Genomic DNA, 14,151 nt, shown 5'->3' on the forward strand with positions numbered 1-14,151 from the left:
CATGTTTGGACTCCCGACGACTACGACCTTGATCATCGGTGGTGTGATGGCGTTTTGGGTCATCTACACCCTGGTGTTCTACTTTTCGACGTCCAATTGGGCCGTTGAGGACGCCGACTACGCGCCTTCCTCTGAGGAGGATGATGCGGGCACGGTCTCGCCCCGAGCCGGAGGTGGTGATTCCTGATGAGTATGGAACTCGCTTTCCTGCTGCTCTACTTCGCTGCGGTCATCGCTATTGGCGTAGCAGTCAATCGCTCTACGGCGAAAGACCGTGCCGGGTACCTGCTCGGAGGCCGGAGACTGAACGCGGGTGTTACGGCCCTACGCCTGCAGAGCACCTCCATGTCCGGCTACATGTTCCTCGGAGCTGGTGGACTGGGTTATAGCCAGGGTTATTACGGCATGTGGTACGCGCTGGGCGACATCGGCGGCGGTGTTATCAACCTCTCCGTCATCGGTCGGCGGATGCGTAAGCTCTCCCACCTCCTGGGCTCCATCACCTCTATCGGGTACTTGGAGCACCGCTATCCCTCCAAGTGGACCCGCCTGGTGGCTGCGCCCATCGCGCTCTTCTGCATGTTCTTCTATGTGCTGGCACAGCTGCTGGCCGGAGGGCAGGGCCTGTCACTTGTAACGGGCTTGGACTTGAACATCGCGCTTGTCATTGCGATCGGCGTCATCCTGGCCTACACGTTCCTCGGCGGCTTCCTTGCAGTGGCGTACACGAACTTCCTGCAGTCGATCATTATGGTCATCGGCATGCTCTGGATCTTCATCGCCACCCTGCAGTACGTTGGCGGTTTCACCGCTGGCAACCAGGGACTGGCCGACCTCAACGAGAACCTGCTCACCATGTGGGGTGCAGAAGGCCAGTACTTCGGCCAATGGGGTCTGATCCTCGGCGCTCTCCTGGTCTTCTCCATCGGCTACATGGGTTGGCCGCATGTCAACGTCGGTCACATGTCTATGCGGCGGGCGTCTATTGCCCGCAGGGCCGGCTTGTACGCCACTGGATTCAATTTCCTGTTCATCCCGGCCGCCTACATCATCGGCATGATGGGCCTGCTGATCGTACCGAATCTGGCTGACCCGGAGATGGCGATCTTTGAGGTCGCCAATACCGTGCTGCCGCCGTTCGCGGTTGGCTTGGTCATGGCGGCAATCATGGCTGCGATTATGTCCACAGCGGACTCACTGCTCCTGCAAACCGGCACCATTGCGTCCCAGGATCTGTGGCGTCGCTTCGTTCAGAAGGATCTGGGGGAGCGGAGTTCTGTAACGATCTCACGAGTCGCCATTGTGATCGTCGCGCTCATCGGCCTCAGCTTTGCGTTGATCCGCCCACCTGGCGTCTTCGATGTTGTCGTCTTCGCCACATCAGTACTCGGGTCGGCTTTCGTTCCTGTCTACGTATGCGCTGTCTGGTGGAAGCGTGCGAACACCCCAGGTGCGATTGTCTCCATGATCAGCGGCACGGTCGCGGCCATCACTGCTGAGCTGCTCAACACTGAAGACGGCATCGGCTTGGACGCCATGGTCTTCGGACTCAGCGCTTCGGTCATCACGCTTATCGTGGTGTCCCTGGCCACTCAGAAGTCCCACCCAGTACCGCCGCGGGTGCTTGCTGCGGTGGAGGAAACCATGAAGGTGGCACCCGCGCCAAAACGGCTACTGGTAGGGGAAGACCGCACCCTCTCAACCCAGCGGCCAGTCATTTCGAATGAAGAGGACCGATGAACGCTGCTGAGATCGCCTCGGAAGCTGAGAGCTCCACTGGACTCGGGGAGAGCCCTAGAGTTGCGTGGCCGGTAGCGATCTCTGAGCAACAGGTCATGAAGTGGGTCCGGCGCAGGCTTCCCGGGGCTGAGCACGTCCGCACTGACCTGTACCACCACCCGATGCTCGGCGTCGCCTTCCAGTGGCGCCGCCCCTTGGCCCGGCCCATGCTCGCCCACGCTCTGGTTGACCTCGTGGGCGGGCGGGCCTATGCCACTGAGCATTGGGACAATGTGGACTTTGTGCCGATCGAACAGGTGGGTGTCAGCAGCACCGTCAAACCCCCGGTACGCCAAGTCTCAGATGCTCAGGCCAAAGACACTGCCTGGCGGCTGGTGGACGGTGTAGTCTTGCGCCGCCGTCGGCTGGACTTCGCCGGGCGCATCGAAGCCCACCAGGACCCGGTTCTCTTCGGCAAGCCCAACTGGTGGGTGACCGGCACTTACAACAGCAGGAAATTCGAAGTCATCATAGATGCGCTCAACGGCAACCATTACGTGTTTGCTGCTTGAACCGTCTCTGGGCCGTGGATCCTATCGTCAGGTAGACCGCCAAGGGGGGGGGTCAGTACGCCTCATTGGCTCCATGCTCCGCCTGCTCGGGGGTAAACCCCTCAAATATTAGCTGGTCGATGAGTCCCTGAAGAGAGAATGACGCGTAGTCAAGGTAGGACTGGGCGGACAGTTCCGCCTGCTCGTACCAATCCACCCCTACGTTGTCCACGGCGTATTCGGCGTCGTCTCTGCTGAAGTCTTCGAACTCAAGCTGCTCGATGAGCCCCTGACGAGAAAACGAGGTGTAGTTCAGGTACGACTCAGCTGAAGACCGGGCGTTCCTCTGGCCCGAAGTTTCGTCAGGCTCAGCTGCCTCTTCCTCAGCCGTCCGCTCTTCGCGTTCCCGCTCCTCCTCGGCTTCTCGTTCTGCTTCTTCTTCCTCGGCTTGACGCTCTTCTTCGGCTTCTCGTTCTGCTTCTTCTTCAGCCTCCCTCTCGGCTTCAGCTTCACGTTCCGCCTCAGCAGCAGCCTCCTCCTCCTCGGCTTGCCTCTCGGCCTCAGCCTCTTCGTCTGCCTGTCGTTCGGCCTCTTCCTCCGCCTCTTGATCCTCTTGTGCCATCCGGTCCTCTTCAGCCTCGGAGGCACGTTCCTCAGCTCCCTCTGGGTCAACCACCTGGATGATGACGGCCAGCATCAGAAGGAGCGCGAACAAAGCAACGAGCCCGCCGCATCCGAGAGTGCTAATGCGGGCGACCAGCGGCCACCGCTTGAATCGCTGCCACAGAGACAGTCTCTCGGGGTCATTCCGTGTTGAGGCTGTCTGTGAATAGCTTGCCTCTGTCATGATTCCCTCTCAAGGTGTAAGTGATCCCCACCGCGATCTGGTGACGATTCGTAGCGGCGTATGCCCGCTGCATCGCGCCTAGGTTTGGTGTTGGCTGGACCGTGCGTGCTGAGTTGCAGCAGTTGCCTCTGAAGTCGCCGGGCATCACCCGATTGGTGAACTGCCCGTTCAGCGCGTACGTGTAGACCTCCAAGCCCATAAAGACAAACGTAGGGGAGGGGTAGGACACGTAGTGGGTCGGGTGCTGTCGTCAGGCGTCTCACCGGACGGCGTGCCAGGGTCTGCAGACCAGCCCATTGGTGAGCCTGGTGGGGAGATCCCCTGATGCCTGCGCCAGCAGAGAGTTATAGTCCCTGAGTGAGGCTATGTCCCTATATAAGAGGATCGGATTGCCGCTGAGGTAAAAGGCCAACGTGTAGCTGATCATGGGCTTTGACCCATCCTGAATCGGCATCGCGCCACCGGATGCTGTGGCGGTGCGGGTGGTGTCTGGTTTCAGGAGATCGTTCACTGCTGTCTCGGGACATCGTTCACTGGGTGTTTCAGGACATGGTTCAGTGGGTCTCTCGAGACATCTTTCAGTAGCTGTTTCGGGTCATTGTTCATCTATGACCGATACCAATAAGAACCGTACGATCGTCTTGGCTGTTACCGACGGTGGACTGACCCCCAGCGAGGCTGCGAGGCGATTTCGTGTCTCGGTCCGCTGGGTCTACACGCTCTTAGCCCGCTCCCGCCACGGCGGCCTGGAGGCGGTGGACCCACGCTCACGGGCACCGCATACTAATCCACGTGCCACAGACCCTGTCATCGTTGCGGCTGTGCTGGCCCTGCGGCAGAGCCTGATCTCTGAAGGCTTCGATGCCGGCCCGCAGTCGATTTGGGACCGGCTGCCCCCAGCGGGTCGACCCAGTGCCACCACGATCTGGCGGATCCTCACACGAGCGTAGAAAATCACCCCGCAACCGCCGAAACGACCCCGCTCCTCCTGGCGCCGCTTTTAAGCGGCGGCACCGAATGGGTGTTGGCAATCGGACTTCACCCACTGGCCCCTAGCCCAAGGCACCAATGTAGGGATTATCTCCTGGTGAGATGACCATTCCCGCAAACTCCTCAGCATCGGCGCTTACCCCAGAATCACCGGCCCGATCGTATTAGAAACCCTCATCACCACCATGAACCACTACGGGCCACCAGCAGCGACCCTGACCGATAACAGGATGGTCTACACCACCCGGTTAGCCAGGCTCAAAGCCGGACGGAACACCCAATCTAACGGATTCGAACAACTACTGGCCGACCTCGGTATCTATCAACGCTCCCCAGGCCACCCCGCCACCCAAGGCAAGATCGAACGGTTCCACCAGACCCTGAAAAGCTGGCTACACGCCGACGGGCTCACCGACACCATTGATGAGCTCAACACCCAACTGGCCACATTCACCATCATCTATAACACTCACCGCCCACACCGGGCCCTGGACAGACGCACCCCAGAAGCTGTCTACACCGGCACACCCAAAGCCCAACCGGTCATCGAGATCGGCTCCACGCTCTGGAGAATCCGTTACGACAGGATCGACACCGCCGGGAAACTCACCCTTCGCTACGCCGGGAAACTCCGACACCTCGGCGTCGGTCGCCCTCACGCCGGCACCCGGGTCATCCTCCTCGCCCACGGCAACCACACCATGGTCATCGACCGCTCCACCGGCACCATCATCGCCGAGCACACCCTCAACCCAGCCAAGAACTACCAACCCAAAAAATGAACGATGACGGGAGACACCCCGTGCACGATGACCCGGGACAGCACCCCAAAATAGTGCACGATGACCCGGGACATCCACACCCAAAAATAGAAAAAGTCCCGCGACATTCAATGAACAATGGCGCGGGACCTCACATGGCGGTGCGGGTGGGATTCGAACCCACGGTAGGGGTTGCCTACAACGGTTTTCAAGACCGTCACCTTCGGCCGCTCGGTCACCGCACCTGGACTACGTCCGGCAGATTACTATACGCCAAACTGGTTGGGCGACTCTAACCGAATCGCGGGCGCTCGACACGTAGACTGGGCGGCACTATGAAGCTGTTCAAAGGGCGTCGCCGAGCCAAGAAGATTGATCAGGAGCTCGGCAAGGGACTGTGGCGCCAGGCCCATGATCGGTACGTCCGCGGCTTGGACCGGTACCACCAGATACTTGACGGTGTCGATGACGACGCCGTGTACAACCAGTTGGTACTCATAGGGGACCAACTTGCGGAGCAGCTTCCCCGAGTCTACGAACTGTGTCGGCGCGGAGAGCTGGAATTCCCCGCTACTGAAATGCAGATCCCGCAGGGGGCGCATGCGCTGCACTCTGGTTTGTCCCGGGCGGCCAACCACGTGGCGACTACCGCTGAGGCCGAGGCGATGGTGCGCTTGAGCAACGGGCAGCTGGACGCGGTGCGCCACCGCGCGAGCCAGGTCCTTGACTCTCTAAGCGATGCAGAGTCAGTCTTCAAATAAATCTTGAAAATCTCATATAATTAAGTATTCTTCGCATGAATATTTACAGAAGCGATGATAAGGATAGCGACGAGTACACTTAGAATCGGTAGGCCCAGAGCCAGCTTGCCAAGGTAAGCGCTCGATACCCCTCCGAGAATGGCCCCTAGTACCAGTGAAGCGACGCTTACTGATGAAACCAATCCCGATTCAGATAACGGTGCGCGGGTCGCAAGACGCTCCCAAAACTGCGTGATCGCACCGGTCAGATATGTAACAGAAACGCTACTTCCTATTCTTCTGACAGCAGTTGCCATAATTCCCATCGCAAGTGCCAGCAAGAAGAATAGGAAAGGTAATGCATTGGTGTCCTCACCAAATGCCGCCAGAAACGCGAGTGAAGCTATCAGCAGGATGCACGTAACACTTAGACTCAAGACCATGCGCGACGGCCATCGCCTGAGGTGAAAGAGATCAGAGTAGCCTCGGACGATACGAGCACCCACGAAAACGCCAAATACGTAGCCTGCCAAAGCGCCACATAACACCACAAGCTGCTGCAACGAGCCGGAGGCAACAGCCACACCAAATAGAATTATATTGCCGGTCATGATACTTGCGAAAGCTTTGTCGAATAGACTAAAAAGCGTCCCATCCAATGAACCAGCTGTGAAAGCTAATAATGATAAGACGCTGATACTTCTAGATTTATTCACACGGCACCCATTTTCGGAATCGTAACCACATCTAATTGTCTGCTGGCAGAAATGTCTCGAACGTAGCACCAGCGTGCTCAGACGCTAGTCTCTGTGCCTCCTTGCCGTCCCTGGCAAGCACGGCACGGTAGATCGCTTCGTGCTCTCGGGCAGACATGGCGATTCGTTGGACCACAGCCGCCCCGTAATACAGCTCCACGTACCCAAGAATTCGTGAATAGAGCCGAATGATCACTGAGTTTCGGGTACAAGCCGCCATCATCCTGTGAAACTCAGTGTTTATATCGAGAAACTTAGTCAGATCGTCTCGAGAGGATGCTTCGTAACCCGCCCGAACCAGATCATCTAGGGATTCAAGGTCTGCCTCTGTCCTGCGGGAGGCAGCCAACAGAGCAATCTGAGGCTCCAGCATGAGTCGCGCCTCGAAGACTTCCTGGGCTTCCTCTTCAGTGCGCGAACTGACAAAAGCACCACGTTTAGGAATGAAGTAGACCCAGCCCTCGACCTCGAGAGAGCGCAAAGCTTCTCGAACGGGGATGGCGCTAACTTCGAGGTCACGGGACACCCGGTCCACGTTAATGCGTTGGTCCGGCTCAAACTGTCCGCGGATGATGCCATCCCGGATGGCTACTTGCACTCTGTTGCTCACTGAAGCGGCACCCTCATCGCGAGACTTCCTGGTTGTTGTCACCTTGCAGACTCCTCCAAATCGGTAGCAGCTTCACCGAGACCTGTTGCCAGTGATTCTAGAATCTTATAGTATCTGATTCGAAGTGAAGCAGATCACTCGCGAAAATGAACCACTCGGTGGCTTCTCAATACGCGTCTCCTTCGGCGTGGATCAACACACGAGTCGTCCCCGCCATATGAAAGGACTGCACCATGGTGAGTATCAAGACGAAATTGGCCGCGTGCGTAAGTATTGCCTCGCTAGGCCTCGTAGCATGCGGCGGAGACTCCGAAGACAATGAGTACCCCTCGGAAGGCCTGACGTTCGTTATTCCCTACGAGCCAGGAGGGGGAACGGACATCATCTTTCGAGCAGCTATAACCCAACTCGAGGACGAGCTCGGTCAGCCTGTGGTGCCGCGCAACGTTCCCGGGGCCTCCGCAACCAATGGGTCGCGGGAGGTGAAGGATTCTGAACCGGACGGTTACACGCTATTGGGCACGCACGAAACTGTGATCCAGACCAATATTGCCGGTGTCTCAGACTACTCACACGACGCATTCGAACCTGTGGCACTGCTGACGGAAACGCCCATTATTGCAACGGTGGGCGCTGACACCGGCTGGGAGTCCGCTGATGATTTCGTCCAAGAAGTGCGTGACAACCCTGGCGAAGTGTCTTGGGGGATCACGACAGGCTCCACGAGCCACTTCTTCGCCCAAATGATGCTCGATGAACTAGACCTACCCGCGGACTCGCTCAACTTCGTCAATTACGTGGGAACAACAGACGCTCTCACGGCAGTGCAGAGCGGAGAAATCGCTGGCGTGTATGCAGACTCAGCGGCCGCAGAGTCTCAGTTTGAAACAGGAGCCGTAACCTCAATTGGAGTTGCGCACACCGAAAGGCTCGAGGCGCTTCCGGACGCTGAAACCTTCGAAGAGCAAGGCTACGACTTCACGTACAGCACGGCCAGGGGAGTGTTCGCCCCTGAGGGGACTCCGCCTGAGATCGTAGAGCAGCTCAGCGATGCCTTTGAAATTGTCACCAACGACCCTGAGTTCCAAGAGCAGGTTGCTGGATTCGGAACCGAGACTTCATTTCTTCCACATGACGAATACGCGGACTTCCTGGAAGAGCTTGAGGAGAGTTACAACGAACTGGCGGAAGACATGACCTTCTAGTCATGACCACAACTCCCAGCAATAAGGTCAGCACTCAGGACAGGCTCTTCGCTGGAGTGGTGGTTCTTCTAGCCCTCGTAGCGTATTGGCAGACATTGAAATTTTCAGCCGGTTACGGTTTGGGAAGTGTAAACGAGCCTGAAACATATCCTCGTTTACTGATTTTTGGTCTGGTGGCCTTAGGCATACTTGTAGCTCTCAGGCCCCGGCGCGGTGTTGACGAAGATGAGCCACGGGGTGTTCGCGCCATGCTCGAGACTGTCCGGGAAAGACATGCCAAACCAGCTCTGGTCGTAGCGCTGTTCGTCGTCTATCTGCTCTTACTCGAGCCACTCGGCTTCGTATACGCATCGATTTTCTTTCTCCTATCCTGCCAGGTGGTGTTGATGCAAAAGCGTAGCCCTAAGGCCTTGCTAATCGTTTCAGTGATATCTGTGGGACTGCCGTTTGCTTTGGAGTACATATTCACCGACGTGCTTCGTATATTCCTGCCATGAGACCGCCAATAAAGGTATAAAATGGATTTCTTTATATTAAGCGCATTGGATGAGGTCTTCACCCTGCCCGTGCTTCTCACGATGCTTGTCGGAACTATGTTCGGCATCACCGCCGGAATAATCCCCGGATTCACAGTCACTATGGGGGTCGTGTTGGCGTTCCCCTTCACGTTTGGTATGGACCCGGTGCAGGGCATAGCACTGATGATTTCAGTGCTTGTGGGGGGGTACTCAGGTGGAGTCGTGTCAAGCGTATTGCTGGGCATCCCAGGTACCGCCTCATCAATAGCAACAACTTTCGATGGTTATCCGCTAGCCATTCGTGGTGAACCTGGTCGCGCGCTCGGGCTAGGCATTATCTCGTCGTTCTTCGGCAACATTATTGGGTTGGCAATTTTAGTCTTCTTGGCTCCTCTAATTGCCAGGTTCAGCTTAAATTTCGGGCCTTGGGAAATAACTCTTGTCATCCTTCTCGCTCTAGGGCTGGTGGGCAGCTTGTCCCATGGCGCGTTGGTCTTGGGCTGGATCTCGGCAGGGTTGGGACTATTGGTAGCGACCGTTGGAATATCGCCTACGGGATCCGTACGATTCGACTTCGGGTTTCCTCAGATGACTGGTGGCTTTGAGCTTCTCCCCGTATTGGTCGGGGCGTTTGCCTTCTCCCAGCTGCTGACGCGATTCGACAAGAACGAGACAGAGGCCAACGGCGGTGTAGCTGAAGTCCCCGAAGAAGTAGACCGCAAGATAAAGATACCTTACGTTCAGGTTGTAAAAGATATAATAGGCCAGAAAATGAACGTGCTTCGGTCCAGTGTTATTGGTTCGTCGATTGGTGCACTGCCGGCGGTCGGAGCCACAACCTCAACATTTATTGCCTACGACCAGGCTCGACGCACCTCTAAGGATCCAGAGTCATTCGGCAAGGGCAATCCCCGCGGACTCGTCGCAGCCGAAACCTCGAATAATGCCACCCTCAGCGGGGTGCTCGTGCCGACTCTGACGTTGGGTATCCCTGGGGATATCACCATGGCCATTATGTTCGGAGTCCTCATGATGTATGGTCTCCAGCCGGGGCCGGCCCTTTTCGCGGAGCAACCGGTACTTATGGGATCGATTTACCTGGGATTGTTTATCTCCGGCATTATGATGATTTTACTGATGCTTTTCTTAGCAAGATATCTTGTTAAAATCGCCGGAATGCCAGTATGGACAATCGTTCCCATCGTGTTGATGTTGTCGACTGTTGGCACCTTTGCTTTGAATAACCGTATGTTCGATGTGTGGTCAATGCTCGCCTTTGGGATAATGGGCTACTATATGACTCGTATCGGTGTACCCTTGACGCCTTTTGTGCTAGGGGTGATTCTCGGCCCTGTCTTGGAGCTCAATTTAGTCAGGTCGGTCGAACTAGACCCGACATTCGCCAGTTATGTCACGCGGCCCATAAGCCTGAGCATCCTTGTGGTTGCCCTCGTAGTTGTCCTGATTTATGTTCTGCGACAGCGTAAGCGACCCCATACGCCTCAGCCGACATAGCGCCTTGGGCGCTTAGGTTGTCAGTTCTGCAGCGAACTGACTGGGCATCCCTCAGCTCACATCCTCTCGATCATGTGTGTCTTCGCCACCCCCGGACATCCGCCAGCTTCAATCAAATTTCGTCTACCGATACCAGAACCAGGAGAACACCATGTCATCCCACCATTCCCAGGGGGCCGTCGCTACATCCCACTACTTGGCGACCGAAGCTGGGGCGGACGCGCTCAGGGCGGGCGGAAACGCAATTGATGCTGCGATCTCAGCGGCCGCTGCGCTGTGCGTACTGTATCCGAACAACGTCGCCCTGGGTGGTGACATGGTTGCTGTGGTTCGAAGTCCCTCCGGTAAGGTTCAGTTTGTCAACGCGACGGGACCAGCGGCCGCAGATCAATCCCTCGAGTCTCTGCGTACCAAACACGGGAAGAAGATGCCTGAGCGTGGTCTTGACACCATCACTCTGCCGGGCGGCGTGCGAGGTTGGCAAAAACTAAGCGACCTTGGGGGAGTGCTCACCTGGGCCCAGCGTTTAGAAGCTGCCCGCAACTTCGCTGCCGCAGGTGCTCCAGTCGCGTCCTCCGTTGCTAAGGCCTTGCAGACGAACAAAGAGCTATTGTCGTCTGACAACGGCGCTCGAGGCGTCTTCTTCTCTGACGGAGAACCACTAGCACGCGGGGAGACCCTGGTCCAACCTGCGCTGGCTGGCTCCTTTGATGCGCTCATCGCGCGCGGTCCCGAGGATTTCTATGTTGGCGAGCTCAGCCGGAGGTGGAGAGAGGGGCTCCAGCATCTAGGCCGGCGCATCTCCGCTCAGGAGGCAGCAGAGTATGCACCCACAGTTGAGTCTCCGATGACGGCGGACGTCATGGGGCTGCGGATCTACACCGGTGGTCCGAATACTCAGGGCTTTTCGTTACTACGCACGATGCAAAAATTGGCGCAGGAAGGAGTAAAGGCTCCACTGGGTGCCGACGCAAATCGCCTCGCTGGCTTCTTTGACGAAGGGAACAGGATTCGTGATGCGCACTTGGCGGATCCCCGATCAATGTCCATCACAGGGGAGGAGCTCCTGACAGTTTCCGCACCAGATTGGGCCCCCATTCTGCCGCCCGCCACGGGGGATACAGTCGGGCTCTCGGCCGTCAGCTCGGACGGTTGGGCTATCTCCCTGGTTCAATCCTTATTCAAAGGCTTCGGGTCAGGGATCCTGGAACCAGAAACGGGCATCTTGTTTCAGAACCGCGGAGCATCCTATTCCCTTGACCCCGCCCACCCGGCCGCCATCAAGCCAGGGATGCGGCCGCCCCACACGCTCATGCCAGTGGTTGTTGAGGAGGCAGGTCGTCTGAAGTACGTGAATGCAACGATGGGTGGACAAGCTCAGCCTCAGATACATGCGCAGCTTCTTCTCCAGCTGCTAGCGGGTCGGTCACCCCAGGAAGCGACCTCATCTCCGCGTTGGATCACAGGGGTCAAGACCGAGTCGGACCCCGTGACCCCTCTCATAATGGAGGCCGATTTAGATGAGGAGGCGCGCTCAGTGCTGGATACATCAGATTATGGAGTCACTCGCGTCCCGCCACGAGACGAAAAACTGGGCCATTCCAACGTGATTGAGATTTCTGCTGATAGTGCTGAGCACACTGTGTATCGTGCTTCTAGTGATCCTCGTTCGGATGGCTCTGCCGTAATCGTCAGGTGACAATGACGTCGGTGAGGCCGGCGAAGGTTAAATGATCCGCCACCGGCCTCACCGAGCGCTACGGCGTGATCGTAATTCTTAATCAGTTCTGAACCAGGGCCTCGTTCAGCGAATCGATCGCGCCTGCCACAGTCTGAACATGCATGCTCAGGCCCTCTTCGGCATCCTCGGCAGGAAGTTCTCCACTGGGGATGTCCCCGAAGAACTCACCGGCGTCGGAACGGTAGGCGTCGAGAGCCATCAAGGCTGAGTCGGCCGAGTCGTCATCGCCTTCAGCTACGGCCCCGGCGTAGTCCACAAAGTAGCCGATGTGGTCACACCACAGGTCCAGGAACGGATCGCGCTGTTCGTTTCCGGCGAGTCCACCGACCGCGTCAGCCAGTGCCACGGCATTGTCGTCGACCACACCGGCTGCGGCTTCGCTCAGGCCTTCAGCCATGGTGGCAGCGCCCATGACCATGTGATCTGCGGCCGCCTTCAGGTCTGCGAAGGCTTGCGGGTCACCGGCAGCAAGGGAATCTACGGCGGCTGCGAGGGTCTGGATGAGACCGTTGATGGACTCCTTGACGGCGTCTGCGTCGAGCGCGCCGTCGGTAGTCCGGTCAAAGAACATCCCTACGCCGTCGGCGTACTCCGTGAGGTCGGCCACGGCCTGGTCCATGCCTTCCTAGTCGCCAGCTTCTGCGGCCACGGCGTAGTCGACGAAGTAGTCGATGTGCTCCCGCCAGTTGCGCAGGAAGGACTCACGGGCGTCGTCGCCGGCGAGCTCACCGACGGCGTCGGCCAGAGCCACTGAGTTCTCGTCCACGGTCTCGGTGGCGAGCTCTTCCGGCATGGGCTCTTCGGCCTCTGCGCCGTTGTCGCCGCACGCTGCCAGTGTCAGGGCCAGGGTTAGTCCGGTTGCTGCGCCCATGGTGATTTTTGAGGTCCGCATTGCGTTGCTCCTTCAGTATCCGTTTTCAGGGTCATGAGGGATTCGGAGCTCCGGGCGGACTGGATGGTGAAAATCTGAAACTTCTTTTGGCAGGTGCGTCTCGAGTGAGGATCGGAGCCCTCCAAGTTGTGGCGTACGGACCTACGCTGCCGAAACCTTTGTCCCCCGTGACCGACACCGGGTCAAAGCGCACCGCCGCGTCGATTTTGCAAGAGAAGTGCTTGGGTGAAAAAGCAGGTCGCTTTTGGAAGTCTGAATCGCTTGGAAAGTGCGAAGGATGCCCCTTGCGATAAATTCACAGAAGATCAGTTTGTCGCGTACGAGAGGCTTAAGAATGAAAAAACTCACTACTGGCTCCTTCGCGCCTATCTGGGGCGCGATACTAGTCATTTTGGGTCTAAGTACGGCACTGCTGACCGGGGCGGATCGCCGCCGTAGTTGCGAAACCTTTTACACCAATCGCGGACAATATCGTCTCAGCGAATTGAGATGTGGCGACTTGGCAACGACAACCGGTGAATACACTGGATATGCCATGCTCGGCGCTGGAGTCGCTATGGTGATCGTGGGTATCTACGTAGTCAGAAAACGGAAGACTCACCGTGGAAATGCCCAAGGAAAACTAGGTGATGCCAGTGAATCTGCGACCCATCTTGGGCACACGATGCCCGCTAAGAACGCCGATAATCGAACATCGAGCACGAGCCACGCCCTCGGTACGGCAAGTAAAGGGCTGCTCCTGGCGCTCGCGGGTATCGTGAGCATTTCAATTGGCATAGCGGTCATAACAACCGCTGCCGAAACAGCGCGGTCTGAATGCGAAGTTAACAACCTCACACGTGCCATGCTCGGTCAATCATCCCGGGGTCCATGCTCGGAGCTTTCCGTCGGTACCGTCGAGATCACGGGTTATTTCCTAGTCGGTGGTGGAGTGCTGGCGCTCATCGCGGGAATAGTCGTCGCACTGATCGGCTCGGGGTCGTCCCGTGCGACTAAGTCTTTGGAGACCCCGAACCCGCTTCCGCCCAGTGACGCCGCGACAAGCGTCCAGCCACCCTCTCGTAAACGCCTGGAATCGCTGTTGGAGTTGCGTGAGTCGGACTTGATCTCTGAGGAGGAATACCAGGAGCGAAGAATGCAAGTCCTGTCAGAAACTTGAGACTGCTCGCCCCCCCCGGGGGCGATGCAGGTCCGGCAGCGTGGTTCGGAGTTCAGGTGTTGCTACGTAGGTGTATAACAATCCGAATCAAGCGCGACATTCAGGGTAGACCTAACGAATCGATCAACTCTGACTCCTCGACTTTAAC

The 14,151-nt window shown here is 57.5% G+C and carries 17 protein-coding genes and 1 tRNA gene; 11 read left to right on the forward strand and 7 right to left on the reverse strand.

Annotated features, from left to right (window positions below; genetic code table 11):
- Position 1 precedes the first annotated feature (1 nt).
- From D3250_RS07635 to D3250_RS07645, 3 genes are read left to right on the forward strand one after another with little or no spacing between them, the layout of a single operon-like run.
- The gene (locus tag D3250_RS07635) at positions 2-187 is read left to right on the forward strand and encodes a hypothetical protein (protein ID WP_119902756.1); all 186 of its coding nucleotides are present in this window, start codon (positions 2-4) and stop codon (positions 185-187) included.
- Complete coding sequence (locus tag D3250_RS07640; RefSeq protein ID WP_119902757.1) at positions 187-1,740, forward strand: sodium/proline symporter; 1,554 nt, start codon at positions 187-189, stop codon at positions 1,738-1,740. Before D3250_RS07635 ends, D3250_RS07640 begins: the two co-directional genes overlap by 1 nt.
- Positions 1,737-2,291: a hypothetical protein gene (locus D3250_RS07645; protein WP_119902758.1), complete on the forward strand. Its 555-nt coding sequence runs from the start codon at positions 1,737-1,739 to the stop codon at positions 2,289-2,291. Before D3250_RS07640 ends, D3250_RS07645 begins: the two co-directional genes overlap by 4 nt.
- A gap of 52 nt (positions 2,292-2,343) precedes the next feature.
- On the opposite strand, the gene D3250_RS07650 is transcribed toward D3250_RS07645, so the two are convergent.
- Positions 2,344-3,117, reverse strand: a complete 774-nt coding sequence (locus D3250_RS07650) for an Ltp family lipoprotein (protein ID WP_225973210.1) — start codon at positions 3,115-3,117, stop codon at positions 2,344-2,346.
- Positions 3,118-3,376: 259 nt separating this feature from the next.
- Positions 3,377-3,628: a hypothetical protein gene (locus D3250_RS11800; protein ID WP_158583103.1), complete on the reverse strand. Its 252-nt coding sequence runs from the start codon at positions 3,626-3,628 to the stop codon at positions 3,377-3,379.
- 97 nt (positions 3,629-3,725) lie between these two features.
- Between D3250_RS11800 and D3250_RS12015 the strand changes: the two genes are divergently transcribed.
- Entirely contained in the window at positions 3,726-4,067 is a 342-nt protein-coding gene (locus D3250_RS12015) for a helix-turn-helix domain-containing protein (RefSeq protein ID WP_225973211.1), read from the forward strand.
- A gap of 225 nt (positions 4,068-4,292) precedes the next feature.
- Positions 4,293-4,889 (forward strand): integrase core domain-containing protein, encoded by a 597-nt coding sequence (locus D3250_RS12020; RefSeq protein WP_225973212.1) that lies wholly within the window; start codon positions 4,293-4,295, stop codon positions 4,887-4,889.
- A gap of 135 nt (positions 4,890-5,024) precedes the next feature.
- Here D3250_RS12020 and D3250_RS07665 read toward each other — a convergent pair.
- Positions 5,025-5,113 (reverse strand) — tRNA-Ser (locus D3250_RS07665).
- A gap of 90 nt (positions 5,114-5,203) precedes the next feature.
- On the opposite strand from D3250_RS07665, the gene D3250_RS07670 reads away from it, so the two are divergent.
- Positions 5,204-5,629: a hypothetical protein gene (locus tag D3250_RS07670; RefSeq protein WP_119902760.1), complete on the forward strand. Its 426-nt coding sequence runs from the start codon at positions 5,204-5,206 to the stop codon at positions 5,627-5,629.
- Between the two features lie 20 nt (positions 5,630-5,649).
- Here the strand turns inward: D3250_RS07670 and D3250_RS07675 are convergent, their stop codons facing one another.
- A complete protein-coding gene (locus tag D3250_RS07675; protein ID WP_158583104.1) occupies positions 5,650-6,324 on the reverse strand; it encodes a YoaK family protein in 675 nt (224 codons plus the stop codon).
- A 31-nt stretch (positions 6,325-6,355) separates the two neighbouring features.
- A complete protein-coding gene (locus D3250_RS07680; RefSeq protein ID WP_119902762.1) occupies positions 6,356-7,015 on the reverse strand; it encodes a GntR family transcriptional regulator in 660 nt (219 codons plus the stop codon).
- Between the two features lie 191 nt (positions 7,016-7,206).
- Between D3250_RS07680 and D3250_RS07685 the strand changes: the two genes are divergently transcribed.
- The 4 genes from D3250_RS07685 to D3250_RS07700 all read left to right on the forward strand — a co-directional run bounded on the left by D3250_RS07685 (position 7,207) and on the right by D3250_RS07700 (position 11,910).
- The gene (locus tag D3250_RS07685; protein WP_119902763.1) at positions 7,207-8,178 is read left to right on the forward strand and encodes a Bug family tripartite tricarboxylate transporter substrate binding protein; all 972 of its coding nucleotides are present in this window, start codon (positions 7,207-7,209) and stop codon (positions 8,176-8,178) included.
- A gap of 2 nt (positions 8,179-8,180) precedes the next feature.
- Entirely contained in the window at positions 8,181-8,675 is a 495-nt protein-coding gene (locus D3250_RS07690; RefSeq protein ID WP_119902764.1) for a tripartite tricarboxylate transporter TctB family protein, read from the forward strand.
- Positions 8,676-8,696: 21 nt separating this feature from the next.
- Entirely contained in the window at positions 8,697-10,211 is a 1,515-nt protein-coding gene (locus D3250_RS07695) for a tripartite tricarboxylate transporter permease (RefSeq protein ID WP_119902765.1), read from the forward strand.
- A gap of 151 nt (positions 10,212-10,362) precedes the next feature.
- Entirely contained in the window at positions 10,363-11,910 is a 1,548-nt protein-coding gene (locus tag D3250_RS07700; protein WP_119902766.1) for a gamma-glutamyltransferase, read from the forward strand.
- A gap of 82 nt (positions 11,911-11,992) precedes the next feature.
- On the opposite strand, the gene D3250_RS07705 is transcribed toward D3250_RS07700, so the two are convergent.
- Both D3250_RS07705 and D3250_RS07710 read right to left on the reverse strand, forming a co-directional pair.
- Entirely contained in the window at positions 11,993-12,571 is a 579-nt protein-coding gene (locus D3250_RS07705; RefSeq protein WP_119902767.1) for a hypothetical protein, read from the reverse strand.
- A 6-nt stretch (positions 12,572-12,577) separates the two neighbouring features.
- Positions 12,578-12,844: a hypothetical protein gene (locus D3250_RS07710; protein WP_119902768.1), complete on the reverse strand. Its 267-nt coding sequence runs from the start codon at positions 12,842-12,844 to the stop codon at positions 12,578-12,580.
- A gap of 499 nt (positions 12,845-13,343) precedes the next feature.
- On the opposite strand from D3250_RS07710, the gene D3250_RS07715 reads away from it, so the two are divergent.
- Entirely contained in the window at positions 13,344-14,003 is a 660-nt protein-coding gene (locus D3250_RS07715) for an SHOCT domain-containing protein (protein WP_147383505.1), read from the forward strand.
- Positions 14,004-14,151: the final 148 nt, after the last annotated feature.

Origin of the sequence: Nesterenkonia natronophila (genome assembly GCF_003595215.1) — a bacterium.
In the GTDB taxonomy this organism is placed as follows: domain Bacteria; phylum Actinomycetota; class Actinomycetes; order Actinomycetales; family Micrococcaceae; genus Nesterenkonia; species Nesterenkonia natronophila.